The following is a 25,023-nucleotide window of genomic DNA, read 5'->3' on the forward strand; positions in this document are numbered from 1 at the left end:
GGGCTTCGATGAACTGAAGCAACTCGCTGTCGAATCCCGCATAACTCTTTGTTTACCAAGGAGTTTTCCGTTTCGACTGCGCCGGAAGTGGGGCGAATTATAGACTTCCAGAATCTGCCGTCAACCCTTAATTTGGTTTTTCTATCAAAGAGGCTGAAAACCTCAAAACCCGCGCTCTGTAAGTGGCCTACCAGGATAATTGAGCAATATATTGCTCAACCTCCAACAGTTAAGCATCATAGCGCCGACGCCTCTCTTAATATGACCTCGGACGTACACCCAATGAATACCTCCCCCCGCAGCCTGGCCTCGACATTGTTCCCTGTCGGCCTGTTGCTGATCGCCATGGCTTCCATACAGTCCGGCGCCTCGCTGGCCAAGAGCATGTTCCCTATCGTCGGCGCACAAGGCACTACGACTCTGCGTCTGATTTTCGCCAGTGTGATCATGCTACTTCTATTGCGTCCTTGGCGCGCCAAACTGACGGCCAAATCCCTGCGCACGGTGATCGTCTACGGAATGGCACTCGGCGGCATGAACTTCCTCTTCTATATGTCCTTGCGCAGCGTGCCCCTGGGTATTGCGGTGGCCCTGGAATTCACCGGGCCGCTTGCCGTGGCGATCTACGCCTCGCGTCGAGCGGTGGACTTTCTGTGGATAGCCCTCGCGATCACCGGCCTGCTTCTATTAATCCCAATGGGTGACGCCAGCAGCGGCATCGACTTGTTAGGCGCAGGCTACGCCTTGGGAGCTGGGGTCTGCTGGGCGCTCTACATTCTGTATGGCCAGAAAGCCGGTAATGACAACGGCGTACAAACCGCCGCCCTCGGCGTGATGATTGCCGCATTGTTTGTCGCACCGATCGGCATCGTCCATGCAGGCAGCGCGTTACTGACTCCCGCACTGATCCCGGTCGCCATCGGTGTCGCTATCCTGTCCACCGCCCTGCCCTACACCCTGGAAATGGTCGCACTGACGCGCCTCCCCGCCCGCACCTTCGGCACCCTCATGAGCATCGAACCGGCGTTTGGCGCGCTCTCTGGCCTGTTCTTCCTGCACGAGCACCTGTCCTTGGCGCAGTGGCTGGCAATTACTTGCATCATTCTGGCCTCCGTAGGTGCCACGGTAACGATGCGCAGCGAGTCAAAGCCATTGGTTCCGGCGGATTGAAACCTGTTTGAATGTAGCTCTGGCATTTAGCGCGCATTTAGGCCATGTTTAAGCCGTAAACGAATGTCTTTCATGGAGAATTTCGACAAGGACAGCGCGAACGCGACACCCGAGAGCAAGTAGAGCAAGCTTCACTCTTTGCGAGGCGGCTATTAAGGATAGGAATGAAGCGAATTTTGATACTGTTAATGGTCATGGCCATTGCTGGCTGCGCCGCGACCACCAAGACAGAAGTAAAACGTGGCAAAAAAGGGCTGCATATCAACTGTTCCGGCCTGTCTTCTTCCTGGGACCAGTGCTACACCAGTGCTACCAACGCCTGCGGCGCCAAGGGCTACCGGGTAATCGCAAAGTCCGGTGACAATTCCGAGGAGCCAGGGGACTACCCCTTCGGCCTCAACCCTGCCGGCTACGCCAGCCGCAGCATGATCGTCATCTGTAAGTAATCGCTTGAGCAGTCACCTCCTGGCTGCTCACATCTAATTCCCGGCACAAACCGACCCTTTACACAGCTGCGTCTAAACGCCTGCTCGACATTCGAGCCAAGGAAGTTCCCATGACGCACAACAAGAAAATCGTCTTGGTAGTAGGCGCCGGAGATGCAACCGGCGGCGCCATTGCCAAACGCTTCGCCCGCGAAGGCTACGCTGCCAGTATGACCCCGAGGTCTTGGATGCCGTGCTTGCCGAGCACGGTTTCGATCCAGAAAACGTCCTGGCCCTGGCAAACGACGAAGCTGTAAAGGCGGCCCTCAAGGACAACACCGAACAGGCCGTTAACCGCGGCGCGTTCGGTGCACCCTGCATGTTTGAAGACAGCCAGCTGTTCTTCGGTCAGGACCGTTTGGAGTGTGTGCGCGAAGCCCTGAGTTAGATGTCGACAATATAGCCGGCGCCCTGATCAAGGCGCCGGAACGGCAAGTGATCAGATAGCCGCCGTACGCACCCGCAGCCATTCAAGCGCGGCGCCACTGAGCAATGGGCTTAAGCGCTCACGCACTTCGGCGTGGTAAGCGTTGAACCACTCACGCTCGTCCGCCGTCAGCAGCGACGGTTCCAGACAGCGCGTGTCGATCGGGCACAAGGTCAGGGTTTCAAACTTGAGGAATTCGCCGAACTCGGTCTTGCCCGCTTCGCGGTTCAACACCAGGTTCTCGATACGCACGCCCCAACGCCCCGGACGGTAAGTGCCTGGCTCAATTGAGGTGATCATCCCCGGCTGCATCGCCGTTTGCGGAGCAGTCGCAGCCTGGTAGGCAATCACTTGCGGACCTTCATGCACGTTGAGGAAATAGCCTACACCGTGCCCGGTACCGTGGCCGTAGTCCACGCCTTCGGCCCAGATCGGCGCGCGAGCAATGGCGTCCAGCAGCGGTGACAAGATGCCTTTTGGGAAATGCGCACGGGACAACGCAATCACACCTTTGAGCACACGGGTGCAGTCACGTTTCTGCTCTTCACTCGGCGTACCGATAGGCACCATCCGGGTGATATCCGTGGTTCCACCCAGGTACTGGCCACCCGAATCAATCAGCAACAGGCCATCGCCTTCGATCAGCGCGTGCTCCTCTTCAGTGGCGTGGTAGTGCGGCATCGCACCGTTGGCATTGTACGCGGCGATGGTGTTGAAACTCAGCGACACATAACCCGGGCGACGGGCGCGCGCAGCGGTCAGGTGTTCGTCGATGGTCAGTTCGGTTATGCGCTCACGGCCCAGCGCACTGTCCAGCCAGGCGAAGAATTCGCACAAGGCCGCGCCGTCCTGCTCCATGGCTTGGCGAATGTGCTCCGCGTCGGCCAGGCTTTTGCGGGATTTGGCCAATGTGGTCGGGTTGAGTCCTTCGACCAGCTTGACACCGGTATCAAGGTTTTCCAGCAAGCCGGCGGTGACGCGCGCTGGGTCGACCTTTAAACTGGCGCCCGCCGGCACCGCGCGCAACGCCTCTGCCACTTCGCTGTAATCGCGCAGTGTCACGCCATCCTGCTCCAACACTGCCCGCAACTCGGCATCGACTTTGCTCAATGCCACAAACAGCGTGGCCTGCTGTTGATTGATCAACGCAAAGGACACAAACACCGGATTGAACGAAACATCACCACCGCGCAAATTGAACAGCCAAGCAATGTCATCCAGGGTGGCGATGAAATGCCAGTCGGCGCCCTTCTCTTTTAAGCTGGCGCGCAGTGCCGCGAGTTTTTCGCCACGGCTGACGGTGGCTTGCGGTGGCAGGTGTTGATAGATCGGTTGGTTCGGCAGCGCCGGGCGGTCTTTCCAGACCTCACTCAGCAGGTCGATATCAGTACGCAGCTGTGCACCGCGCTCCGCCAATTTTCCGCCCAGGGTACGTGCCGAGGCCACGGCCATCACCGCACCATCCACCGCCACCACACCATCTTCCGGCGTTTGCTCGGCCAACCACTCCAGCGGGCCAGGTTGGCCCGGTTGCAGCTTCACCAATTCGATGCCGCTGCCCTTGAGTTCCTTGGTGGCCTGCTCCCAGTAACGGCTGTCGGCCCACACACCGGCGAAATCCGCAGTGACAATCAGCGTTCCCACCGAGCCATGAAACCCCGATAACCATTGCCGCCCCTGCCAGTAACCCGGCAAGTACTCGGACAAGTGTGGGTCGGCCGACGGCACCAGCAAGGCATGAATGCCCTCGCGGCTCATCAGTTCACGTGTATGCGCCAGGCGCTGGGTAACCGTTCCATGGGTCAAAGGCTGCGTACTCATTGTGTCTCCTGCTAACCACGAATAATTATTATGTGTTGCGATAGGTGAATCAGACCGCCCAGAACGCCGGCTCGCAGGCCAGGGCAGCCTTGATCAATTGCACCGCCTGGTCGATATCCTGCTCGGTGGTAAACCGGCCCAGGCTCAAGCGAATGGTACGGCCAGCACTGCGAGCATCATGGCCCAGCGCCAACAACACATGGGACGGTGCATTGCTCGCCGAATTGCAGGCCGAGGTCGCAGAAAATGCGATCCCCGCACTCAGCGCAGCGGAGTTGAATTCGCCTTCACTGAACGTGAGGCTCAGGGTGTGGGGAATACGTTGTGTAGCGCTGCCATTCAGGCGCACGCCCGCCACCGATGCCAACTGATCCAGCAAGCGCTGGCGCAAGGCGACGATCACTGCTTTTTCCTCTGCAAAAGACGCCGCCGCCAGGGCGAACGCAGTGCCCATGCCGGCGATCTGGTGAGTTGCCAGGGTGCCGGAGCGCAGGCCGCCTTCGTGCCCACCGCCGTGAATCTGCGCCAAGACTTTCTGCTGCGCCCGCGGCCCGACATATAAAGCGCCGATACCTTTGGGGCCATACAGCTTGTGGGCGGAAAACGACATCAGGTCCACCGGCCACTGCGACAGGTCGATCGCCACCTTACCCGCGCCTTGCGCCGCATCCACATGCAACAGCGCGCCATGCTCATGCACGCGAGCGCCGATGGCCGGGATATCGTTGAGGGTGCCCAGTTCGTTATTGACCAGCATCAGCGACACGAGGAAGGTGTCTTCGCGCAACGCTTCGCTGACCGCTTCGGCACTGATCAACCCATCCGCGTCCGGCACCAGGTAGGTCACGGCCACGCCGGCTTCCTGCAACTGCCGTGCGGTATCCAGCGTGGCCTTGTGTTCGATCTGGCTGGTGATGATATGCCCGCCCGCCACACCCCGCGCCTGGGCCACGCCCTTGATCGCCAAGTTGTTGGACTCAGTGGCGCCAGACGTCCAGACGATTTGCTCGGAATGGGCACCGACCAGTTCGGCCACTTGGCGACGCGCCTGTTCAACCGCTTGCCGGGCCGCTTGGCCGAACGCATGGGAACTGGACGCAGGGTTACCGAAGTTGGCATTGAAGCCCAGACACTCGACCATCACCTGGATGACTCGCTCATCTACCGGGGTAGTGGCGGCGTAGTCGAAATACAACGGACGTTTATTCATGACGTTAAAAACTCGCAGAGCAGGTTCCCGAGAGCAGCGTCTCAGGGGCAACGACCGGAACAGAGGTCGTCAGGTTTAACCGATCGGATGCCATTAAAGAAGGACCACTTTATGAAAATGTGCGTAGGAAGGCTCCTGAAATTCAGCTTAACAGGCTGAAGTGGAGCCATGGCAAACAAAAAGCCCGAGGTTCCTTAAAGGAAGCCTCGGGCTTTTTGCCGCTGAGCGCAGGCTCAACTGGGACGACCATGCAGGGTCACGCTGCGTTCGGCGTTCATTTCACCCTGGCGATCAAAGCCGAAAGGTTTCTTTGGTTGACCGATCAATGCGGCGCGCTGCTGTTGATACTCATCAAACGAAAAACCACGACGGCTCAACGCTTCCAGGGACAACTCTTTGGTTTCTTCCGCTGTGTAAGGACGCAATTCCGGCGAAGGATGGGTCGCACATCCGGCGAGGACAGAGCTGACAATCAATAAGCAAACAGCGAGGAATCGGTTCATGGCGGTGGCCCTGCAGAGGAGGTTTCGAGTCAATGAACACAGGCTACTCCCGCCCTCGCACGGTGAAAAATCACCTCCCGTGATAGTTGCTATCAACCGCCAAGGCACCTCTGATAGCGATGCCTTAATATTTCTTTATGATCTATAAATATAGAAATACATTCATTTACGGAATAAATACAACCCCCTATAAATGTCGCTACGCCTCATCGGCACTGTTGCTTATGCAACTGCTGCCCAGGCAACAGCCGATCAACAAATCACCCGTCAGACAACAGCAGCATTTTCAGCAGTGAGCCTGCAACCCACGCCAATCAGGGCCTGAACCCGTTGGTACAGCTCCTGCTCAACCGGTGTACTCCACCTGCGACAAACCACTGTTGAAAAAGGAACTGTTCATGACCCGTCCCCTGAATGTCGTTGCCCTCTACGGCGGAACCTGGCGCCCGTCTCGTACCCTCGTGCTGACTCAAGCCGTACTGGCTGAACTGGCCACCTTGCTGCCGATCCAGACCACCCTGATCGAACTAGGTGACATTGCGCGGCCGTTGGGCGGTGCTCTGTCGCGTGATGAACTGCCCGCTGAAGTCGAATCCCAACTGTTGGCCATCGAACAAGCCGAGCGGCTGATCGTCGCCCCGCCGGTCTATCGCGGTTCGTACCCAGGCTTGCTCAAGCACCTGTTTGATCTGGTCGGCCTCAACGCCTTGATCAACACAACGGTATTGCTGGCTGCCACGGCATGTGATCGTGCACGAGAGCGAAGAGGACGCCTGGAACGCCGCCGACAAGTTGATCGAGCCCATCAGCGACGAAGGCCTGAGTGCAATGAAGGCTAAATAGACATTGAGGAACACCGTTTGATAGCCAAACCCCACAGCGTCCTGCCTTCCCCTTTGCACACCGCCAAAGTAGCCGCCACCCGCCAGGGCCTGGAACTCTGCAGCCGCCTGTTCAAAGTCACCGGCGCGCGCTCCACCCACGCTTCGCTGCGCCTGGACCGTCACTGGCGCACCCTGCGCGCGCAAACCCTGCACGACCCGATGGACTACGAGCTCCATGAACTGGGGATTGGGCATTGAACCAGTCCCTGCCGATTCCAACGTTCTATTCCTAAGAGAGGTGCCCATGCAGCTTTTGACCTTACCGCCCTCGCCCGCCCTTGCGACGTCGATCCGCGCCACGGCACAGGTCTTCGAAGACCCGAAATCCCAGGCGCTGCTCGACCACATCCAGCAAGTGGCGCCCAGCGAAGCCAGCGTGCTGATCATCGGCGAGACCGGCACCGGTAAAGAGTTGGTGGCGCGTCACATCCATAACCTCAGCGCGCGGCGTAACCGGCCGTTCGTGGCGGTGAACTGTGGGGCGTTCTCCGAATCTTTGGTGGAAGCCGAACTGTTTGGTCATGAAAAAGGCGCCTTTACCGGCGCCCTCAGTGCCAAGGCAGGCTGGTTTGAGGAGGCCGACGGCGGCACCTTGTTCCTCGATGAGATCGGCGATTTGCCGATGGCGATCCAAGTCAAGCTGCTGCGCGTCCTACAAGAGCGCGAAGTGGTTCGCCTGGGTTCGCGCAAGAGCATTGCGATTGATGTGCGGGTGCTTGCCGCGACCAACGTGCAACTGGAAAAAGCCATCAACGCCGGGCATTTCCGCGAAGACCTCTACTACCGTCTCGACGTGGTCAGCCTGGAACTCAGCCCGCTGCGTGACCGTCCAGGCGATATCCTGCCGCTCACCCGGCACTTCATCGAAGCCTACAGCCAGCGCCTTGGCTATGGCCCGATCACCATCAGCCGCGAAGCCGAGCACAAACTCAAAAGCTACAGCTGGCCGGGCAATATCCGCGAACTGGAGAACGTGATTCACCACACCCTGTTGATCTGCCGCAACGGCCTGATCGAACGCGACGATTTGCGCCTGTCGAACCTGCGCATCGAGCGCCAGGACGACAGCCAGCACGGCACCGACAACAGCGCCGAAGCATTGCTGGCGCGTGCGTTCCAAAAACTGTTCGAAGTACAGGCCGGGGCCCTGCATGAAAAGGTTGAAGACGCCCTGCTCCGCGCCGCCTACCGTTTCAGCCATTACAACCAGGTGCACACCGCCCATCTGTTGGGCCTGAGCCGCAACGTCACGCGCAGCCGCTTGATCAAGATCGGCGAGTTGGCGGTCAACAAACGCCGCCCCGGCGAGAACGTGCAAGGCGAGCGCATGCTGCACTTATCCATTTAGGCGGCAGTGCAGCGCGTTGTCATGGCTGCGCTCAAAACTGCGCAGCACCTGGAACGAACCAAAGGTCACGGCGGTCGCCTGGTGGGCGCGAATCAGCGTCCAGAAATCTTCCTCACCGTGCTCAAAGCACTTGAATGCCGCCTCGCCGTCTTCACGCGTACGCCATTGCAGATAATTCAACACCCGCCGCCCATCATCGCTGACCTGCACGCTTGCGTTGATGAAACCACCATGGCCTTGGGCCAGACGCTCACTCTGGGTGCTCAAGGCTGCCACCAGGGCGAATTGTTTCTGGGGCTCGATCTGAAACTCGATCAACTGAGTGAAACTGCGATTTTTCTCTGATACCTGCATGAACACTCCCCTTTCTCTGTAGGCAGAATCTTGTGATTCGATGCCACGCAGGGTAAAACCTCTAGTTAAGTCAAGGTCAAGCGGAGTTTGGGGATTTTTGCATGATGACTAAAGAACTCACCGTCGGCCAGTTGGCTGCGCGCAGCGGTGTGGCCGTCACGGCCCTGCACTTCTACGAGGCCAAGGGGCTGATCAAGAGCAATCGCACCGCGGGCAACCAACGCCGTTATCCACGGGATGTGTTGCGGCGCGTGGTGGTGATCAAGATCGCCCAGCGCCTGGGGATTCCGCTGGCAACCATTGGTGACGCGTTGCAAACCTTGCCGGATGGACGCACGCCCAACGCTCAGGATTGGGAGCGGTTGTCGGCGCTGTGGCGGGAGGACCTGGATGAGCGCATCAATAAGCTGATGCTGCTGCGGGACAAGCTCAGTGGTTGTATTGGCTGTGGGTGCCTGTCGATGGAAGCGTGCCCGTTGCGTAATCGGGATGATCAGCTCGGTGAGCGCGGGCCGGGGGCGCAGTTGCTGGAGCCCACCACACAACAACGCTGAAGTGATAACACAGCGCCCACATTTGGATAGAGGTGTGTCAGGGGTTGGCTTGCAGGTGCAGGCGTTCGAACGGCTGAATGTGAACCTGAAACATTTTCTTTCATATCTGGGTTAGGGATTTCTCATTCTCATCCGTCTTAACTTAGATACAGCCTGTCGCGTCAGCAAAAGCTACGACTGGCCTTTTCTGGGCCTTTACTGCCCCCTCCAACCAAGACCCTCATTCACATGTCGAAGAAGTCACGCTCCAAACTCTGGTTTCTCGTGCATAGCTGGCTGGCATTGCCCATCTGGTTTTTTGTACTGATCGTCTGCGTCACCGGCACCCTGGCGGTGGTCAGCCAGGAGATCGTCTGGCTGGCCAACCCGGATATCCGTGCGAGCAAGCCGACGGACGACGCCGAGCCACTGAGCTACGACCAAGTGATCGCCGCGATCAAGCGCGAAGAGCCCCAGGTGTTCGTCCAGTCGATCAGCCGGCCCGACGAATCCCATTTCGCCCTCAGCGTCGACCTCAGCTACCCCGACGGGCGTTCCGTGGAGGTTTACGTCAACCCTTACACCGGAGCGATCCAGGGCATCGGCCCGTCCTTCAACTTTCAGCAATTCACACGCGCCCTGCACGGCTGGTGGCTGGTGCCGTTTACCAATGGCTACAGCTGGGGCTGGTATTTGGTGTCGGCGCTCGGCATCCCGCTGCTGGCGTCGCTGGTCACCGGATTGGTGGTGTACAAGAAGTTCTGGAAGGGTTTCCTGCGCCCGACCCTGCGCGTGCGCCATGGCGCGCGGATATTCTGGGGGGATTTCCACCGCTTGAGCGGTATCTGGTCAATCTGGTTTATCGCAGTGATTTCTGTCACCGGGATCTGGTTCTTGATCCGGGCGATCCTGGGCGACAACCAGATTTCGATTTCCACCGAACCCGTCATCCCAGTAATCGCCCGGGAGAAAGTGCCGATGTCGGCGCCAGGCGTGCCAGCGCCGATGATCCCGGTAGACGAGGCGATCAAGATCGCCACCCAGCGTATTCCTGGCCTGGAGCCGAGCTTCATCAGCCTGCCGCTCAATGCCTACAGCCACCTGCAGATTGGCGGGCGGGGCTGGTACCCACTGATGTTCCAGACCGCGCAAATCAACCCGTATGACGGCGAAGTCGCTGCGGCGCATTTGCTGTCCGACCGTTCAAAGCTGGAGTTCGTCACCGAATCCATGCGCCCGCTGCACACCGGCGACTTTGGCGGGCTGTGGATCAAACTGATCTGGGCGTTCTTCGGCCTGGTCATGAGCATGATGGTGTTGAGCGGCCTGCTGATCTGGACCAAGCGCACCGCCCTGGCCACCCTCAATGCGCTCAAGCGTGAAGCCAAGACCCCGCGCAAGCCTGTTTCCATCCCGGCCAGGCAGGCTGAAACCTCGCAGGCCCAAACATGAGCAAGGTCGCTACCGCAAAGCCATCGCCGCTGCGAGCCTTCTGGCTGAAATGGCGTTTCCACATCAATGTGCTGTTGTTGCTCGTGCCCCTGGGCTTCATGCCCAAGTACTTCGCCGACGCGGCGCTGTTTCGCGGCGACACCGGCATCGGCGAGCGCGTGGCCGGTGAAGTGCAGGTCGGGCCCTGGAGCCTGACCCTCGCCGAATTTCGTAATGAAGGCCCGCGCCCAGACCCGGCCGGCCCGATGAAGTTTTTCAACGCTGCCCTGTGCGCCACCTGCGCCGACCAAGTCAAGGCCACCTACCTGCGTATCGGTAAGCCGCGCAGCCTGAGGGCCGCCGGGGTGATCTTCTTCGGTACGCCGTACCGCATGGGCGCTGCCCTGCCGATCCCGGAACGCACACCAGCCGACGCCGAACTGTGGGTCACCATGGAAGGCTGGGACGGCGCTATGCACCAGGGTTCCATCCCGTTGAACCAGGCCTCGCCTGCCACCATTGCCTGGCTGAACAAGCAAGGAGTTAAACCATGACTTTGATGCGCCTGACCCGCGCCTGTGCCGTCCTATTGGCGTGCGCCGGTTTCAGTACGGTCACCCTGGCCCACAACCCGATGTGCGAGTGCAAGGAAATTCCCGGCGAGCAGGTCCAGTGCAAAGGCGGTTTCTCTGACGGTAGCGGCGCGCCTGGCGTGACCCTGGACGTGATCGGCTATGACGAAACCATCCTGGTGCCCGGCAAGCTTGGCGAAGACTCGACCCTGACCTTCAAGAAGCCGTCCGCCGAGTTCTATGTGCTGTTTGATGCAGGCCCGGGCCACGTGGTGGAAATCGACCAAGCGGATATCCAGCCGCAATGAGTACCACACAGGTTGTACGCCCCGCCGGTGCCGGTCACGAAACCCTCTACGTGCTGCTGTTGTGCCTGATCATCCTTGCGGTGGCCGGCACGGTGGTGGCCCTGCACGGTGAAACCCAGGAAGTCGCGGCCGTGCCCAGCCACCAGTTGGACGCACGTCGCGACCTGAGCGCCGCCGAGCAAGGCATCTACGCCGACCTGCGAGTGACCCTGGATGAGATCCAGCTGTTGCAGCAGGAGCAAAGCGCGCTTCCCACACCGGCGTATCTGGCCGAAGAAGGCTTCGCGCCGTTTGCCCAGGACGCCAGCTCGGTCAGCCGTGGCGATCATCGCTGGCAGTTGCTGGAACCCTCGGCCTACCTGGGGTTGAGCCAAGTGCCCGGCACCAGCGGCTCGCTGCTCATGCGCGTGCACGGTGCCGAACCGGATATCTGGCTCAACCGGCAAGCCAACCTCGCCGCCCCTTCCGACCTCACTGACCAGGCGCTGATCGCGGCCGGCTGGCAGCAGGTGGTCGCGCAATTCGATGCCGGCGTCACACGCCAGCACCGTCACTGAACGAGAAGACCGATTGCCCATGTCTATTTCATCTCCCCTGTTGCGCCTGTTGCTGGTTGGCCTGTTCAGCCTGATGCTCGCCCCCCTGGCCAATGCACTCTCTAACCCAGAGCCGGCTAAACGCCTGCGTATCGGCATCACGCTTCACCCTTACTACAGCTACGTGGCCAATATCGTCGGCGACAAGGCCCAGGTGGTGCCGCTGATTCCGGCCGGTTTCAACCCGCATGCCTACGAGCCGCGCGCCGAGGACATCAAGCGCATCGGCACCCTGGACGTGATCGTGCTCAACGGCGTCGGCCATGATGATTTCGCCGACCGCATGATCGCCACCAGCGAGCGCCCGGATATTCCAGTGATCGAAGCCAACGCCAATGTGCCGCTGCTGGCCGCCACCGGGAATGCTGCGCGCGGTGCGGGCAAGGTGGTCAACCCGCACACCTTCCTGTCGATCAGCGCATCGATTGCCCAGGTCAACAACATCGCCCGCGAGCTGGGCAAGCTCGACCCGGACAACGCCAAGACCTACACCCAGAACGCCCGCGCCTACGGCAAGCGCCTGCGCCAGATGCGCGCCGATGCCCTGGCCAAGTTGACCAGCGCGCCCAACCCGGACCTGCGCGTGGCCACCGTGCACGCGGCCTACGACTACCTGCTGCGCGAATTCGGCCTGGAAGTCACCGCCGTGGTCGAACCGGCCCACGGCATTGAGCCAAGCCCCAGCCAGTTGAAGAAAACCATTGATGAACTACGCGCCCTGGACGTGAAGGTAATCTTCTCGGAGATGGACTTCCCGTCCACCTACGTCGACACCATCCAGCGTGAGTCCGGGGTCAAGCTGTACCCGCTGTCGCATATTTCCTACGGCGAATACAGCGCTGAAAAGTACGAAGTGGAAATGACCGGCAACCTCAACACCGTGGTCCGCGCAATCCAGGAGTCCGGGTCATGACCGCGGCGCAGCAACTCAATGCGGTCAGCGTCGGTCCGACGCTGGCGTTCGACAAGGTGTCACTGACCTTGGGTCGCACTGTGATCCTTGATGACGTGAGTTTTCAGGTACAGCCGGGCAGCATCCATGCGCTGGTCGGCCCCAACGGCGGTGGCAAAAGCTCGCTGATCAAGACCCTGCTGGGGCAAACGCCGCATCAGGGACGGCTGAGTCTGCATTGGCCGACCACGCCCGGCACCACCGGCTATGTGCCTCAGGCCCTGGAGTTCGACCGTGGTTTGCCGATGACCGTTGATGATTTCATGGCGGCCATGTGTCAACGGCGCCCTGCATTTCTTGGCCTGTCAAAACATTACACCGGCGCGATGGGTGATGCGCTCGAGCGCGTTGGCATGCAGGACAAACGCAAGCGGCGCATGGGTGCCCTGTCCGGCGGTGAACGCCAGCGCGTGTTGTTGGCCCAGGGATTGATCCCGGCGCCGCAACTGCTGGTACTGGATGAACCGATGTCGGCGCTCGACGAAGCCGGAATCCAAGTGTTCGAACGCCTGCTGAGTGACTGGCGTCTGGCAGGGATCACCGTACTGTGGATCGAGCATGACCTGGAAGCCGTGGGCCGCCTGGCCGACCGCGTCACAGGCCTGAACCGCCGCGTGCTGTTCGACGCCACGCCCAAAGAGGCGCTGACCCCGGATCGCCTGCTGACCCTGTTCTCCACCCACCCTCGGAGCCCGGCGCAATGAGTTATGAAGCCTTTCGCTTGATGGTCCAGGGCTGGGCCTCTTCCGGTTATCTGCCGGAGGCGCTGGCCTACGGGTTTGTGGTCAACGCACTGCTCGCCGGTCTGCTGATCGGCCCAGTGCTGGGTGGTTTGGGCACGCTGGTGGTGGTCAAGCGCTTCGCGTTTTTCTCCGAAGCGGTCGGCCATGCCGCGCTGACCGGCGTGGCCGTGGGCATTCTGCTGGGCGAACCCTACACCGGGCCCTATGGCAGCCTGTTCGGCTACTGCCTGCTGTTCGGCATTCTGCTCAACTACCTGCGCAACCGAACCGGCCTGGCGCCGGACACCTTGATCGGTGTGTTCCTGTCGGTGTCACTGGCATTGGGTGCGAGCCTGTTGCTGATCCTGGCCGGCAAGATCAACGTGCATATTCTGGAGAACGTGCTGTTCGGCTCGGTGCTGACGGTCAATGGCAATGACTTGCTGGTGCTGGCGATTGTCGGCTCGTTGGTGATGGCCCTGGCCTTGCCGCTGTACAACCGCATCATGCTGGCCAGCTTTAACCCGCAACTGGCGGCAGTGCGCGGGGTGGCGGTGAAGACCCTGGATTACTTGTTCGTGATTCTGGTGACACTGATCACCGTCGCGGCGGTGAAGGTCATCGGCGCGATCCTGGTAGGCGCGCTGTTGGTGATTCCGGCCGCAGCGGCGCGCCTGCTGAGCCAGTCGCTCAAGGGGTTCTTCTGGGTCTCGGTGGTGATTGCCACCGTCAGCACACTGTGCGGGATCCTGCTGCCGATCATCTTCGACCTGCCGATCCCATCCGGCGCCGCGATCATTCTGGTTGCCGGTATCGCCTTCGCCCTGGCCGCCATCGCGCGCGGCACGGTGCCCAGCCTCAAAGGGAATTTTGGATAATGCGTCCTGTCGTTCGTCCATTGGCCCTGGCCATCGCTTATTTGATCAGCACTTCGGCACTGGCTGTCGACGGTGCAGAACCCAAGACCCTCAAAATCCATCCCGGACTGGGTCATGCCGCACTGAGCAAGGCCAAGTCTGTACAACCGGTGAAGGTCCTTGCCTCGCTGCCGATCACCTACGGCCTGGCCGAGGTGCTGCTCAAAGGCACCAATGTGCAGTTGGAGCGCGCCGCCCCGGCCAACCTGCCCGGTTCGCGGCAGGTGTCCTACTTCACCGGTCGTGGCGCGCCGGCATTGAGCGCGTTGGCGCTGGACGCCGACGCCACTATTGGCCTGCGCTCGCTGTGGGCCGATGACCCGCTGTACCCAGTGGCGCGCCGCAGCAATATCCGCATCGTCGAAGTCGACGCCGCCCGCCCGGTGGACGGCGGCTTGCCGGGCATCGCCGTGCAGCCTGGCGTCACCGATGGCTTGAACAGCCAGCCATGGCAGTCGAGTAACAATATGGGGCGCATGGCCGATGTATTGGCCGCGGACCTGAGCCGCCTGGCCCCCGACGCCAAGCCGACGATCGACGCCAACCTTGCCGCCCTCAAGCAGCGCCTGCTCAAACTCAGCGCCGACAGCGAAGCGCGGCTGGCCAAGGCGGATAACCTCAGCGTGGTCAGCCTTAGCGACCACTTTGCGTATCTGGTCAGCAGTTTGAACCTGGAAGTGCTCAGCACCGATGCCCGCCCAGACGCCGACTGGACGCCTGAGGCGTTGCAGAAACTCAGCGCCGAGTTGAAGGACAACGATGTCGCGGTGGTGCTGCATCATCGTCAGCCGAGTGAAGCGGTGAGGGCCGCTGTTGCGGCGGGGGGAGCGGGATTGTTGGTCCTGAATGTCGACGGTGCAGAGCCGGTGACGGAGTTGGAGACCAATGTGGATCAGGTGATCACGGCACTCACCCCCTGACGACGCACCGATCGGTCATGCCTGGCACGGTTCAACTGTGGTGTGTCATTCAGCACGGTGCGCGGCTACACAACATCCACGCCGACGTGGATGGCATCATGCCGCCAGAACTCCAGGTCGCAGTCGATCAGCCTGTGGTGCTGGTCATAATTGACCCGGGCTATCCGCAAGCCCGGGCTGCCGACCGACACGCGCAACGCAGCGGCAGCCTCTACCGGCAGTGACGTCGGCACGATCTCGAAACGCACCCGACCATAGTGCAAGTCGTACTTGCGCGCATACAGTTCGGTCATCGACTGGTTCAGGTCGCAGTCCAGAATGCCCGGAAAATACTGCGGGTTCAGGTAGTGCTCCACATACAACACCAAACGTCCATCAATCCGCCGGCCCCGGCAGATCTGGATCACGCGGGACAACGCCGGCAACTGCAACCACGCACACACCGCCGCCGACGCCGGTTGCAGCCGTGCAGAGATCACTTCAGTGGAGGCCACTCGCCCCTGGTCGCTGACCATGGCGTGAAAGTGGCTGCGCTGCATCAGGTTGTAGGCCAGCCGTGGCGGCGAGACAAACCAGCCGCGACGTTCCTCACGATAGATCTGCCCTTGGGCCTCCAGTTGTAACAAGGCTTCCCGCACGGTAATCCGGGTGGTACCAAACAACTCGCTGAGCTTGCGTTCGGCGGGCAGTTTGCTTGCAGGCGGCAGCAGGCCATGGTCGATCTGCTCTTGCAGCGCCAGGCCGATGGATGTCACCGCCTTGATTGCCTCATCACGCATCAACGTTACCTATCTGGACTAGACCAGCACCGATCAGGTGCACAAACCGCTTCTTAATTGGGCTTGCGCTGCTGCGTGCCAGCCTAGGCATTACAGATGACCGACAGATGACAGGCCGCGTCGATCCCGCGCAGCACACCCTGCAATACATCGGCCAAGTCCAACCGTAGCGGGCACTTGGACGTGGTCTACGCTAAGCCTGCGCGCTGCGACATCCGCGCTTTGAAAACGACATCGACATGAAACTGTCATCCATCGCGTCTAGATTGGCTCAGGTATTGCTCTGACCTAGACCAACAACACCGTAGAAAAAACCGCCGCGTTGAAAACGCCCAAAGGAGCTTCGGATGAAACAGCTTTTCCTGGCATCACTGTTAGGCTCGACCATTGCCATGTGCACCGCCGCCATGGCCGCTGATACCGATCTAAAAACTCTGGAAGCCGCCGCGAAAGCGGAAGGCGCCGTCAACAGCGTCGGCATGCCCGATGACTGGGCCAACTGGAAAGGCACCTGGGAAGACCTGGCCAAGACCTACGGCCTCAAGCACATCGACACCGACATGAGCTCGGCCCAGGAAATCGCCAAGTTCAAGGCCGAAAAAGACAACGCCAGTGCCGATATCGGCGACGTGGGCGCGGCCTTCGGCCCGATTGCGGTGAAGCAGGAAGTCACCCAGCCGTATAAACCGTCCACCTGGGCCCAGATTCCAGATTGGGCGAAAGACAAAGACGGTCACTGGGCCCTGGCCTACACCGGCACCATCGCGTTTATCGTCAACAAAAAGCTGCTGCACGGTTCCGAGGTGCCTACCAGTTGGGCCGACCTACAGACCGGCAAATACAAAGTGTCCGTCGGTGACGTAAGCACCGCGGCCCAGGCCTCCAACGCGGTACTCGCCGCCGCCATCGCCAACAAAGGCGACGAGAAGAACATCGGCCCAGGCCTGCAATTTTTCACCAAAATAGCCCAGCAAGGCCGTCTCGGCCTCTCCAACCCGACCATCGCCACCATGGAAAAAGGCGAAGTCGAAGTGGGTATCGTCTGGGACTTCAACGGCCTCAGCTACAAGGCCAAGATGGCCAACCCGGATGACTACGTGGTGCTGATCCCATCGGACGGTTCGGTTAAATCCGGCTACACCACCATCATCAACAAATACGCCAAGCACCCGAACGCCGCCAAGCTGACTCGCGAATACATCTTCAGCGATGCCGGCCAGCTCAACCTGGCGAAAGGCAACGCACGTCCGATCCGCGCGGAAACCGACCTGAAACTGCCAGCCGATATCGCCAAGAACCTGATCCCGGGCGAGCAGTACACCAAGGCCAACCCACAGCCGATCAAGGACGCGGATGCTTGGGAAGCGACTTCCAAGAAGCTGCCTCAGCTGTGGAACGAGCAGGTCATCGTAGAGATGAAGTAATCAGGCTCCCGGCTTGAAATGCAGTCAGTGTGGGAGCTGGCTTGCCTGCGATAGCGGTCTGACATTCAACATCTGTGTCGATTGATGCACCGCCATCGCAGGCAAGCCAGCTCCCACATTTTGACCCGGTTGCGCCAGAGAAATTGAGTCAAGCCTACTGTTGCGGAGCGCCAGCCCCCATGAAGCACAATGTCATCCTTGTGGTGCTCGACGGCCTGAACTTCGAGGTTGCCCGGCACGCCATGGGGCACTTGCAGGCCTATGTCGGCGCAGGACGCGCAGCCCTCTACAAACTGGAATGTGAACTGCCCGCCCTGTCCCGCCCGTTATATGAATGCATCCTCAGCGGCGTGCCTCCGATCCAGAGCGGCATCGTGCACAACAATGTCTCGCGCCTGTCCACCCAGCGCAGCATTTTCCATTACGCCACCGACGCAGGCCTTACCACTGCGGCGGCGGCCTACCACTGGGTCAGCGAGTTGTATAACCGCACGCCCTTTATTGCCGCCCGCGACCGTCATACCGACGACAAGGCGCTGGCGATCCAGCACGGGCATTTCTACTGGAATGACCACTACCCGGATTCCCACTTGTTCGCCGACGCCGAAAGCCTGCGCCTCAAACACACGCCGAATTTTTTGGTGGTTCACCCGATGAACATCGACGACGCCGGCCACAAGCACGGCCTCGACACCGCGCAATACCGCAACAGCGCACGCTCGGCCGACATCATCCTGGCTGATTACCTGCAAGCCTGGCTCGACGCCGGCTACCAGGTCCTGGTGACCGCCGACCACGGCATGAACAACGACCGCTCCCATAACGGCCTGTTGCCCGAAGAACGCGAAGTACCACTGTTTGTGCTCGGCGATGCGTTCAGCCTGGACACCACTGCCACGCCGAAACAAACCGACCTCTGCGGCACCGTCTGCGAACTGCTCGGCGTGCCCCACGACAAACCTGTATGCCGGGAGCTGTTGAAATGACCCGTGGCAAATGGCTGGCACTGCTGTGCCTGGTGCCTTTCGCACTGTTCTTTATCGTGTTCGAGATTGCCCCGCTCGTCTGGGTACTGATCAACAGCCTGCAGACCGAAGAAGCCGGCTGGGGCATGGAAAACTTCGTACGCATCTTCAGCTCGAAGTTCTACCTGCAAGCCATTCAGTTCAGCCTGGAGATCAGCTTCTACTCCAGCATTTTCGGGATCATCATCGCCACGCTGGGCAGCTACTCGTTGCGCCGGGTGGATTCGCCGCTGCGCAATTTCGTCACCGCCTTCGCCAACATGACCAGCAACTTCGCCGGCGTGCCACTGGCGTTCGCGTTCATCATCCTGCTGGGCTTCAACGGCAGCATCACCATCATGCTCAAGCAGGCGGGGATCATTCAGGACTTCAACCTGTATTCCAAAACCGGGTTGATCATCCTCTATACCTACTTCCAGATTCCGCTCGGCGTGTTGCTGCTGTACCCGGCCTTCGACGCGCTGCGCGAAGACTGGCGTGAGTCGGCCGCCTTGCTCGGCGCGAATGGCTGGCAGTTCTGGCGGCATATCGGCCTGCCGGTGCTCACCCCTGCCCTGCTCGGTACGTTCGTGATTCTGCTGGCGAATGCCTTGGGCGCCTACGCCACTGTCTACGCATTGACTACCGGCAACTTCAACGTGCTGCCGATCCGCATCGCGGGCCTGGTGTCCGGCGATGTGTCCCTCGACCCGAACATGGCCAGCGCCCTGGCCGTGGTGCTGGTGGCACTGATGACCGTGGTCACCGTGGTCCATCAACTGCTGCTCAAGAGGAGCTACCATGTCTCGCGCTGAAGCCGGCCCGGCCTCCCTCTACCATCGGGTAGTGGTGTGGTTGTTATTTGCGATCCTGGTGTTGCCGCTGGTGGGCACTTTTGTCTACTCCATTGCCAGCAGTTGGTCGGCGACCATTCTGCCCGCCGGTTTTACCCTGAAATGGTACGTGCAGCTGTGGAGCGACCCGCGCTTCTTGATAGCCTTTGGGCAATCGCTGCTCGTGTGCGTGGGGGCGCTGATCCTGTCGGTGGTGCTGATTCTGCCGCTGCTGTTCGTGGTGCATTACCACTTCCCCAAGCTTGATGCGCTGATGAACATCCTCATCCTGCTGCCCTTTGCGGTGCCGCCGGTGGTGTCGTCGGTGGGCTTGCTACAACTTTATGGCTCCGGGCCGCTGGCAATGGTCGGTACTCCGTGGATCCTGATCGGCTGCTACTTCACCGTAGCCTTGCCGTTCATGTACCGGGCGATCACCAACAACTTGCAAGCCATCAACCTGCGCGACCTGATGGACGCTTCACAATTACTCGGCGCCAGCACCTGGCAGGCCGCGATCTTTGTGGTGCTGCCGAATTTGCGCAAAGGCCTGATGGTCGCGCTGTTGCTGTCGTTTTCGTTCCTGTTCGGTGAGTTTGTGTTTGCCAACATCCTGGTGGGCACCCGCTACGAAACCCTGCAGGTGTACCTGAACAACATGCGCAACACCAGCGGCCACTTCACCAGTGCCGTCGTGATTTCCTATTTCTTCTTTGTGCTGGTGCTGACCTGGGCCGCCAACATCTTGAACAAGGACAAAAGCCAATGAGCTTCGTCAGCGTCCAACACCTGCAAAAAGGCTACGCCGGCACCCCGGTGTTCAGTGATATCAACTGCGAGATCGCCAAGGGTGAGTTCGTCACCCTGCTCGGCCCGTCCGGTTGCGGCAAGTCCACGCTGCTGCGCTGCATCGCCGGCCTGACCTCGGTGGACAGAGGGAAAATTCTGCTGGATGGGCAGAACATCGTCCCGCTGAGCCCGCAGAAACGAAACATCGGCATGGTGTTCCAGAGCTATGCGTTGTTCCCCAACATGACCGTGGAACAAAACGTCGCCTTCGGCCTGCGCATGCAAAAGGTCAACGCCGACGACAGCCATAAGCGCGTGCAGGAAGTGCTGCAGCTGGTGGAGCTCAAGGACCTCGCCGGCCGCTACCCGCACCAGATGTCCGGCGGCCAGTGCCAGCGCGTAGCGCTCGCACGTTCCCTGGTTACCCGCCCGCGCCTGCTGCTGCTGGATGAGCCACTGTCGGCGTTGGATGCACGCATTCGCAAGCACCTGCGCGAACAAATCCGCCAGATCCAGCGCGAGCTGGGGTTGACCACGATCTTCGTGACCCATGACCAGGAAGAAGCCCTGACCATGTCCGACCGCATCTTCCTGATGAACCAGGGCAAGATCGTGCAAAGCGGGGATGCCGAAACCCTCTACACAGCACCCGTCGACGTGTTCGCCGCAGGTTTCATCGGCAACTACAACCTGCTGGACGCCGACAAGGCCACGCAACTGCTGCAACGTCCTTTCAACAGCCGCATCGCGATTCGCCCGGAGGCCATCGAGCTCAGCCGCACGGGCGAGCTGGATGCCCTGGTGCGCAGCCACAGCCTGCTGGGCAACGTGATTCGCTACCGCATCGAAGCGCGCGGCGTGGAATTGGTGGTGGACGTGCTCAACCGCTCGGCCGACGATCTGCACGCTGACGGGCAACGCCTGGCACTTACCATCGACCCAAGCGCCCTGTGTGAAGTAGCCTGATGCAACGTTTTATTGAGAGAGCATGACCGATGGCATTGGTAATTTTTGATCTGGACGACACGTTGATCCATGGCGACTGCGCCACCCTGTGGAGCGAGCAGATGGGCCGCCTGGGCTGGGTCGACCCTGAGTCGTTCATGCGCAAGAACAATGAACTGATGGACGCCTACAGCCAGGGCAAGTTGTTGATGGAAGACTTCATGGACTTCAGCCTGGAGCCGATGATCGGCCGCACGCCGGAGGAAATCGAGCATCTGGTGGAGCCGTGGGTCGAGGACGTGATCGAACCGTTGATCTACAGCGACGCCACCAAGACCATCGCGCGCCACCGTGCGAATGGCGACCGGATTCTAGTGATCTCCGCATCGGGCACGCATCTGGTTACGCCGATTGCGGCGCGGATCGGCATTGATGACGTGTTGGGGATCAACCTTGACGTCAGCCATGGCGTGTACAGCGGACGGACGGTGGGTGTGCTGACGTATCGCGAGGGCAAGATCACCCGACTGATGGAGTGGCTTGAGCAGGAAGGCGAATCGCTGGAAGGCGCGTACTTCTATTCGGACTCGCGCAATGATTTGCCATTGCTGCTGAAGGTGGATCATCCGCAGGTGGTGAACCCGGATCCGGTGTTGCGTTCCCACGCGGAACAAGCTGGCTGGCCGATCCACCACTGGACCTGATTCAACAGAGATCAAAATGTGGGAGCGGGCTTGCTCGCGAAGGCGGTGTGTCAGATGAAACATTCTTCACAGATACCCCGCCTTCGCGAGCAAGCCCGCTCCCACGTTTGGACTGCACTCCAAATTGAGATCAGTTCAACGTTTCATCAATCACCACCACCAACTTCCCGGAAATCTGATTCGTCGCCAACTCGGCAAACGCCGCCTCGGCATCCCCGATCGGGAAGGTCTTGGCCAGTTGCGGGCTCAACCGCCCTTCAACAAACAACGGCCAAACATGCTGGCTCAAATCACTGAACAGGTCCGCCTTGAACTGATCACTGCGGCTTCGCAGGGTCGAGCCCAACAGTTGAATACGCTTGCCGAGCACCTGCGCCAAGTCCAACTGCGCGTCGCGCCCGCCCATCAATCCGATCAACACCCAGCGCCCATCCAGCGCCAGCAGCTTGAGGTCCAGGGCTGCATAGCTGCCACCGACCGGGTCGAGGATCACATCGAACGGCCCGAAATCCCGCAGGCCTTCGATCCCGTCAGTACGCACCACGCCGCCTTGGGCGCCCAATGCCTCACAGTAGGCCAAGCGTTCCGCCGAGCCGACGCTGACCCAGCACGGGCTGCCAAACGCCTTGCACAGCTGGATCGCCGCCGAGCCCACGCCACTGGCGCCGGCATGCAACAACACTTTCTCGCCCGGCTTGAGGCTGGCCAGTTGGAACAGATTGAGCCACGCCGTGCTGTACACCTCAGGCAACGCCGCCGCTTCGATCAGCGACAAGCCCTCCGGGACAGGCAGCACATGCCGCGCGTCCACCACCACCTCTTCGGCCATGCCACCCCCGGCCAGCAGCGCGCAAACGCGGTCGCCGACTTGCCAGGATGAACCCGCCCCCACTTCGCTGATCACCCCGGAACACTCCAGGCCCAGCACGTGGCTGGCGCCCGGCGGGGGCGGATAAAGCCCTGCGCGCTGCAATAAATCCGCGCGATTGAGGCCCGCTGCCGCCACGCGAATGCGAACTTGGCCTACATCGCAGGTAGGACTGGCTTCTTCCAACCACTCCACATGACCGTCAACGCCTTGCAATGCTTTCACAGTGCCTCCATAGTGAGCCTGGACTGAGCCCGTAGCTGTATCGCCGGGCTTTTTGCATTATGCGACCGGACCATATGGAACCGGCTCCCTCAAAGACGGCCTAATATGCGTTATCAATTGCCCCCGCGTCGAATCAGCATGAAGCATTTGTTCCCCAGCACCGCCCTCGCTCTTTTCATTGGTCTCGGCTTCGCGTCGATGTCGACCAATACGTTCGCAGCCAACAGCTGGGACAAACTTCAGCCGGATCGCGATGAGGTGATTGCAAGCCTTAACGTCGTCGAGTTGCTCAAGCGTCATCACTACAGCAAGCCGCCTCTGGACGACGCTCGTTCGGTGATCATCTATGAGAGCTACCTCAAGCTGCTGGATCCGTCGCGCAGCTACTTCCTGGCCAGCGATATCGCCGAGTTCGACAAGTGGAAGACGCAGTTCGACGACTTCCTCAAGAGCGGCGACCTGCAGCCCAGTTTCACCATCTACAAGCGTTACCTGGACCGCGTCAAAGCGCGTCTGGACTTCGCCCTGGGTGAGTTGAACAAAGGCGTCGACAAGCTCGACTTCACCCAGAAGGAAACCCTTCTGGTAGACCGCAAGGACGCCCCTTGGCTGACCAGCACCGCCGCGCTCGACGACCTGTGGCGCAAACGCGTCAAGGACGAAGTGCTGCGTTTGAAGATCGCAGGCAAAGAACCAAAGGCGATTCAAGAGCTGTTGACCAAGCGCTACAAGAATCAATTGGCGCGTCTGGACCAGACCCGTGCCGAAGATATCTTCCAGGCCTACATCAACACGTTCGCGATGTCCTACGACCCGCACACCAATTATCTGTCGCCAGATAACGCCGAAAATTTCGATATCAACATGAGTCTGTCGCTGGAGGGCATCGGTGCCGTCCTGCAAAGCGACAATGACCAGGTCAAGATCGTGCGTCTGGTGCCGGCAGGTCCGGCAGACAAGACCAAGCAGGTCGCCCCGGCTGACAAGATCATCGGTGTGGCCCAGGGCGACAAAGAGATGGTCGATGTGGTCGGCTGGCGCCTCGACGAAGTGGTCAAGCTGATCCGTGGGCCGAAAGGCAGCGTGGTGCGCCTGGAAGTGATTCCGCACACCAATGCACCAAACGACCAGACCAGCAAGATCGTGTCGATCACCCGTGAAGCGGTGAAGCTCGAAGACCAGGCCGTGCAGAAGAAAGTCCTCAACCTCAAGCAGGATGGCAAGGACTACAAGCTGGGCGTGATTGAAATCCCGGCCTTCTACCTGGACTTCAAGGCCTTCCGTGCTGGCGATCCGGACTACAAGTCCACCACCCGCGACGTTAAGAAAATCCTGACCGAGCTGCAGAAGGAAAAAGTCGACGGCGTGGTCATCGACCTGCGCAACAACGGCGGCGGCTCCCTGCAAGAAGCCACCGAGCTGACCAGCCTGTTTATCGACAAGGGCCCGACTGTGTTGGTACGCAACGCTGACGGCCGTGTCGACGTGCTCGAAGACGAGAACCCAGGCGCGTTCTACAAAGGCCCGATGGCGCTGCTGGTCAACCGCCTCTCGGCGTCGGCCTCGGAGATTTTCGCCGGCGCCATGCAGGACTACCACCGCGCCTTGATCATCGGCGGCCAGACCTTCGGCAAAGGCACCGTGCAGACCATCCAGCCGCTGAACCATGGCGAACTGAAGCTGACGCTGGCCAAGTTCTACCGGGTTTCCGGGCAGAGCACCCAGCATCAGGGCGTACTGCCGGACATCGATTTCCCGTCGATCATCGACACCAAGGAAATCGGCGAAAGCGCCTTGCCGGAAGCCATGCCGTGGGACACTATCCGTCCAGCGATCAAGCCGGCGTTGGATCCGTTCAAGCCGTTCCTGGCGCAGTTGAAGGCTGACCACGACACCCGCTCCGCCAAGGATGCCGAGTTCGTGTTCATCCGCGACAAGCTGGGCCTGGCCAAGAAGCTGATGGAAGAAAAAACCGTCAGCCTCAACGAAGTGGACCGTCGCGCGCAGCACTCCGACATCGAGAACAAGCAGCTTGTACTGGAAAACATCCGCCGCAAGGCCAAGGGTGAAGATCCACTCAAGGAGCTGAAGAAAGAAGACGAAGATGCGCTGCCAGCCGAGGCTGACAAAACCAAGCCGGAAGATGACGCCTACCTGGCCGAGACTGGCAGGATCCTGCTGGACTACCTGAAGATCACCAAGCAGGTGGCCAAACAGTAAACGATGGCGATTTAATGTGATCGCTCCTCGGAGTGTCATCATATAGACATCATTCTGTCGTGAAATGAAGGACCGCAGG

At 60.2% G+C, this 25,023-nt stretch carries 25 protein-coding genes and 4 pseudogenes; 23 read left to right on the forward strand and 6 right to left on the reverse strand.

Features of this window, described 5'->3' with window-relative positions; translation table 11 throughout:
• Nucleotides 1-282: 282 nt before the first annotated feature.
• The 4 genes and pseudogenes from rhtA to AACY30_RS27580 all read left to right on the forward strand — a co-directional run.
• Complete coding sequence (gene rhtA, locus AACY30_RS19220; protein ID WP_339470257.1) at nucleotides 283-1,170, forward strand: threonine/homoserine exporter RhtA; 888 nt, start codon at nucleotides 283-285, stop codon at nucleotides 1,168-1,170.
• A 164-nt stretch (nucleotides 1,171-1,334) separates the two neighbouring features.
• Nucleotides 1,335-1,616 (forward strand): hypothetical protein, encoded by a 282-nt coding sequence (locus AACY30_RS19225; RefSeq protein WP_339470259.1) that lies wholly within the window; start codon nucleotides 1,335-1,337, stop codon nucleotides 1,614-1,616.
• Between the two features lie 110 nt (nucleotides 1,617-1,726).
• A pseudogene (locus AACY30_RS27575) lies at nucleotides 1,727-1,876 on the forward strand (glucose 1-dehydrogenase); the annotation flags it as partial.
• A pseudogene (locus AACY30_RS27580) lies at nucleotides 1,828-2,043 on the forward strand (DsbA family protein); the annotation flags it as partial. The pseudogenes AACY30_RS27575 and AACY30_RS27580, both read left to right, overlap by 49 nt.
• Before the next feature lie 51 nt (nucleotides 2,044-2,094).
• Here the strand turns inward: AACY30_RS27580 and AACY30_RS19235 are convergent.
• The 3 genes from AACY30_RS19235 to AACY30_RS19245 form a co-directional block, all read right to left on the reverse strand.
• Nucleotides 2,095-3,903 (reverse strand): aminopeptidase P family protein, encoded by a 1,809-nt coding sequence (locus AACY30_RS19235; RefSeq protein ID WP_339470261.1) that lies wholly within the window; start codon nucleotides 3,901-3,903, stop codon nucleotides 2,095-2,097.
• A gap of 49 nt (nucleotides 3,904-3,952) precedes the next feature.
• The gene (locus tag AACY30_RS19240; RefSeq protein ID WP_339540959.1) at nucleotides 3,953-5,113 is read right to left on the reverse strand and encodes a cysteine desulfurase family protein; all 1,161 of its coding nucleotides are present in this window, start codon (nucleotides 5,111-5,113) and stop codon (nucleotides 3,953-3,955) included.
• A gap of 233 nt (nucleotides 5,114-5,346) precedes the next feature.
• Complete coding sequence (locus AACY30_RS19245; RefSeq protein ID WP_339540960.1) at nucleotides 5,347-5,616, reverse strand: hypothetical protein; 270 nt, start codon at nucleotides 5,614-5,616, stop codon at nucleotides 5,347-5,349.
• 398 nt (nucleotides 5,617-6,014) lie between these two features.
• Here AACY30_RS19245 and AACY30_RS19250 point away from each other — a divergent pair.
• From AACY30_RS19250 to AACY30_RS19260, 3 genes and pseudogenes are all read left to right on the forward strand, one after another.
• Nucleotides 6,015-6,356: pseudogene (locus AACY30_RS19250) on the forward strand (NAD(P)H-dependent oxidoreductase); the annotation flags it as partial.
• A gap of 162 nt (nucleotides 6,357-6,518) precedes the next feature.
• Nucleotides 6,519-6,733: pseudogene (locus AACY30_RS19255) on the forward strand (acyl-CoA dehydrogenase family protein); the annotation flags it as partial.
• Between the two features lie 11 nt (nucleotides 6,734-6,744).
• Complete coding sequence (locus AACY30_RS19260; RefSeq protein WP_339540961.1) at nucleotides 6,745-7,848, forward strand: sigma-54 interaction domain-containing protein; 1,104 nt, start codon at nucleotides 6,745-6,747, stop codon at nucleotides 7,846-7,848.
• Here AACY30_RS19260 and AACY30_RS19265 read toward each other — a convergent pair.
• Nucleotides 7,837-8,202: an antibiotic biosynthesis monooxygenase gene (locus AACY30_RS19265; RefSeq protein WP_339470265.1), complete on the reverse strand. Its 366-nt coding sequence runs from the start codon at nucleotides 8,200-8,202 to the stop codon at nucleotides 7,837-7,839. The genes AACY30_RS19260 and AACY30_RS19265 overlap by 12 nt on opposite strands.
• Nucleotides 8,203-8,303: 101 nt before the next feature.
• Here AACY30_RS19265 and soxR point away from each other — a divergent pair, with 101 nt between their 5' ends.
• From soxR to AACY30_RS19310, 9 genes are all read left to right on the forward strand, one after another.
• Nucleotides 8,304-8,756, forward strand: coding sequence for a redox-sensitive transcriptional activator SoxR (gene soxR, locus AACY30_RS19270; protein ID WP_339470267.1), 453 nt, complete (start codon nucleotides 8,304-8,306; stop codon nucleotides 8,754-8,756).
• A gap of 228 nt (nucleotides 8,757-8,984) precedes the next feature.
• Nucleotides 8,985-10,187 (forward strand): PepSY-associated TM helix domain-containing protein, encoded by a 1,203-nt coding sequence (locus AACY30_RS19275; RefSeq protein ID WP_339470269.1) that lies wholly within the window; start codon nucleotides 8,985-8,987, stop codon nucleotides 10,185-10,187.
• Nucleotides 10,184-10,720, forward strand: coding sequence for a thiamine pyrophosphate-binding protein (locus AACY30_RS19280; RefSeq protein ID WP_339414609.1), 537 nt, complete (start codon nucleotides 10,184-10,186; stop codon nucleotides 10,718-10,720). Before AACY30_RS19275 ends, AACY30_RS19280 begins: the two co-directional genes overlap by 4 nt.
• Nucleotides 10,717-11,046 carry a hypothetical protein gene (locus AACY30_RS19285; protein WP_370467889.1) on the forward strand — a complete coding sequence of 110 codons (330 nt, stop codon included), beginning with the start codon at nucleotides 10,717-10,719 and terminating at the stop codon, nucleotides 11,044-11,046. The genes AACY30_RS19280 and AACY30_RS19285 overlap by 4 nt, the downstream gene beginning before the upstream one ends.
• Entirely contained in the window at nucleotides 11,043-11,603 is a 561-nt protein-coding gene (locus AACY30_RS19290; RefSeq protein WP_339470272.1) for a DUF6162 family protein, read from the forward strand. The genes AACY30_RS19285 and AACY30_RS19290 overlap by 4 nt, the downstream gene beginning before the upstream one ends.
• Before the next feature lie 19 nt (nucleotides 11,604-11,622).
• The gene (locus AACY30_RS19295; RefSeq protein ID WP_339414612.1) at nucleotides 11,623-12,555 is read left to right on the forward strand and encodes a metal ABC transporter substrate-binding protein; all 933 of its coding nucleotides are present in this window, start codon (nucleotides 11,623-11,625) and stop codon (nucleotides 12,553-12,555) included.
• Entirely contained in the window at nucleotides 12,552-13,298 is a 747-nt protein-coding gene (locus AACY30_RS19300; protein WP_339540962.1) for a metal ABC transporter ATP-binding protein, read from the forward strand. The genes AACY30_RS19295 and AACY30_RS19300 overlap by 4 nt, the downstream gene beginning before the upstream one ends.
• On the forward strand, nucleotides 13,295-14,194 hold the full coding sequence (locus AACY30_RS19305; protein ID WP_339414614.1) for a metal ABC transporter permease: 900 nt from the start codon (nucleotides 13,295-13,297) through the stop codon (nucleotides 14,192-14,194). Before AACY30_RS19300 ends, AACY30_RS19305 begins: the two co-directional genes overlap by 4 nt.
• Nucleotides 14,194-15,153, forward strand: a complete 960-nt coding sequence (locus AACY30_RS19310) for a metal ABC transporter solute-binding protein, Zn/Mn family (RefSeq protein WP_339540963.1) — start codon at nucleotides 14,194-14,196, stop codon at nucleotides 15,151-15,153. The genes AACY30_RS19305 and AACY30_RS19310 overlap by 1 nt, the downstream gene beginning before the upstream one ends.
• 65 nt (nucleotides 15,154-15,218) lie before the next feature.
• Here AACY30_RS19310 and AACY30_RS19315 read toward each other — a convergent pair whose 3' ends face one another.
• A complete protein-coding gene (locus AACY30_RS19315) occupies nucleotides 15,219-15,932 on the reverse strand; it encodes a UTRA domain-containing protein (RefSeq protein ID WP_339470280.1) in 714 nt (237 codons plus the stop codon).
• Nucleotides 15,933-16,279: 347 nt separating this feature from the next.
• On the opposite strand from AACY30_RS19315, the gene AACY30_RS19320 reads away from it, so the two are divergent.
• The 6 genes from AACY30_RS19320 (at nucleotide 16,280) to AACY30_RS19345 (ending at nucleotide 21,631) form a co-directional block, all read left to right on the forward strand.
• A complete protein-coding gene (locus AACY30_RS19320) occupies nucleotides 16,280-17,356 on the forward strand; it encodes an ABC transporter substrate-binding protein (protein ID WP_339540964.1) in 1,077 nt (358 codons plus the stop codon).
• Between the two features lie 179 nt (nucleotides 17,357-17,535).
• Complete coding sequence (locus AACY30_RS19325; protein ID WP_339457006.1) at nucleotides 17,536-18,342, forward strand: alkaline phosphatase family protein; 807 nt, start codon at nucleotides 17,536-17,538, stop codon at nucleotides 18,340-18,342.
• Nucleotides 18,339-19,175, forward strand: a complete 837-nt coding sequence (locus AACY30_RS19330) for an ABC transporter permease (protein ID WP_192301215.1) — start codon at nucleotides 18,339-18,341, stop codon at nucleotides 19,173-19,175. The genes AACY30_RS19325 and AACY30_RS19330 overlap by 4 nt, the downstream gene beginning before the upstream one ends.
• Nucleotides 19,162-19,962, forward strand: a complete 801-nt coding sequence (locus AACY30_RS19335; protein ID WP_339414619.1) for an ABC transporter permease — start codon at nucleotides 19,162-19,164, stop codon at nucleotides 19,960-19,962. Before AACY30_RS19330 ends, AACY30_RS19335 begins: the two co-directional genes overlap by 14 nt.
• Nucleotides 19,959-20,948 carry an ABC transporter ATP-binding protein gene (locus AACY30_RS19340; protein ID WP_339540966.1) on the forward strand — a complete coding sequence of 330 codons (990 nt, stop codon included), beginning with the start codon at nucleotides 19,959-19,961 and terminating at the stop codon, nucleotides 20,946-20,948. Before AACY30_RS19335 ends, AACY30_RS19340 begins: the two co-directional genes overlap by 4 nt.
• A gap of 29 nt (nucleotides 20,949-20,977) precedes the next feature.
• Nucleotides 20,978-21,631, forward strand: a complete 654-nt coding sequence (locus tag AACY30_RS19345; RefSeq protein ID WP_339438571.1) for an HAD family hydrolase — start codon at nucleotides 20,978-20,980, stop codon at nucleotides 21,629-21,631.
• A gap of 130 nt (nucleotides 21,632-21,761) precedes the next feature.
• Here the strand turns inward: AACY30_RS19345 and AACY30_RS19350 are convergent, their stop codons facing one another.
• The gene (locus AACY30_RS19350) at nucleotides 21,762-22,724 is read right to left on the reverse strand and encodes a zinc-binding dehydrogenase (protein WP_339414622.1); all 963 of its coding nucleotides are present in this window, start codon (nucleotides 22,722-22,724) and stop codon (nucleotides 21,762-21,764) included.
• Nucleotides 22,725-22,862: 138 nt separating this feature from the next.
• Here AACY30_RS19350 and AACY30_RS19355 point away from each other — a divergent pair, with 138 nt between their 5' ends.
• Nucleotides 22,863-24,944 carry a carboxy terminal-processing peptidase gene (locus AACY30_RS19355; RefSeq protein ID WP_339540967.1) on the forward strand — a complete coding sequence of 694 codons (2,082 nt, stop codon included), beginning with the start codon at nucleotides 22,863-22,865 and terminating at the stop codon, nucleotides 24,942-24,944.
• Nucleotides 24,945-25,023 lie beyond the last annotated feature (79 nt).

The sequence above is a fragment of the Pseudomonas sp. RA_5y_Pfl1_P24 genome (genome assembly GCF_963970945.1).
In the GTDB taxonomy this organism is placed as follows: Bacteria; Pseudomonadota; Gammaproteobacteria; order Pseudomonadales; family Pseudomonadaceae; genus Aquipseudomonas; species Aquipseudomonas tritici.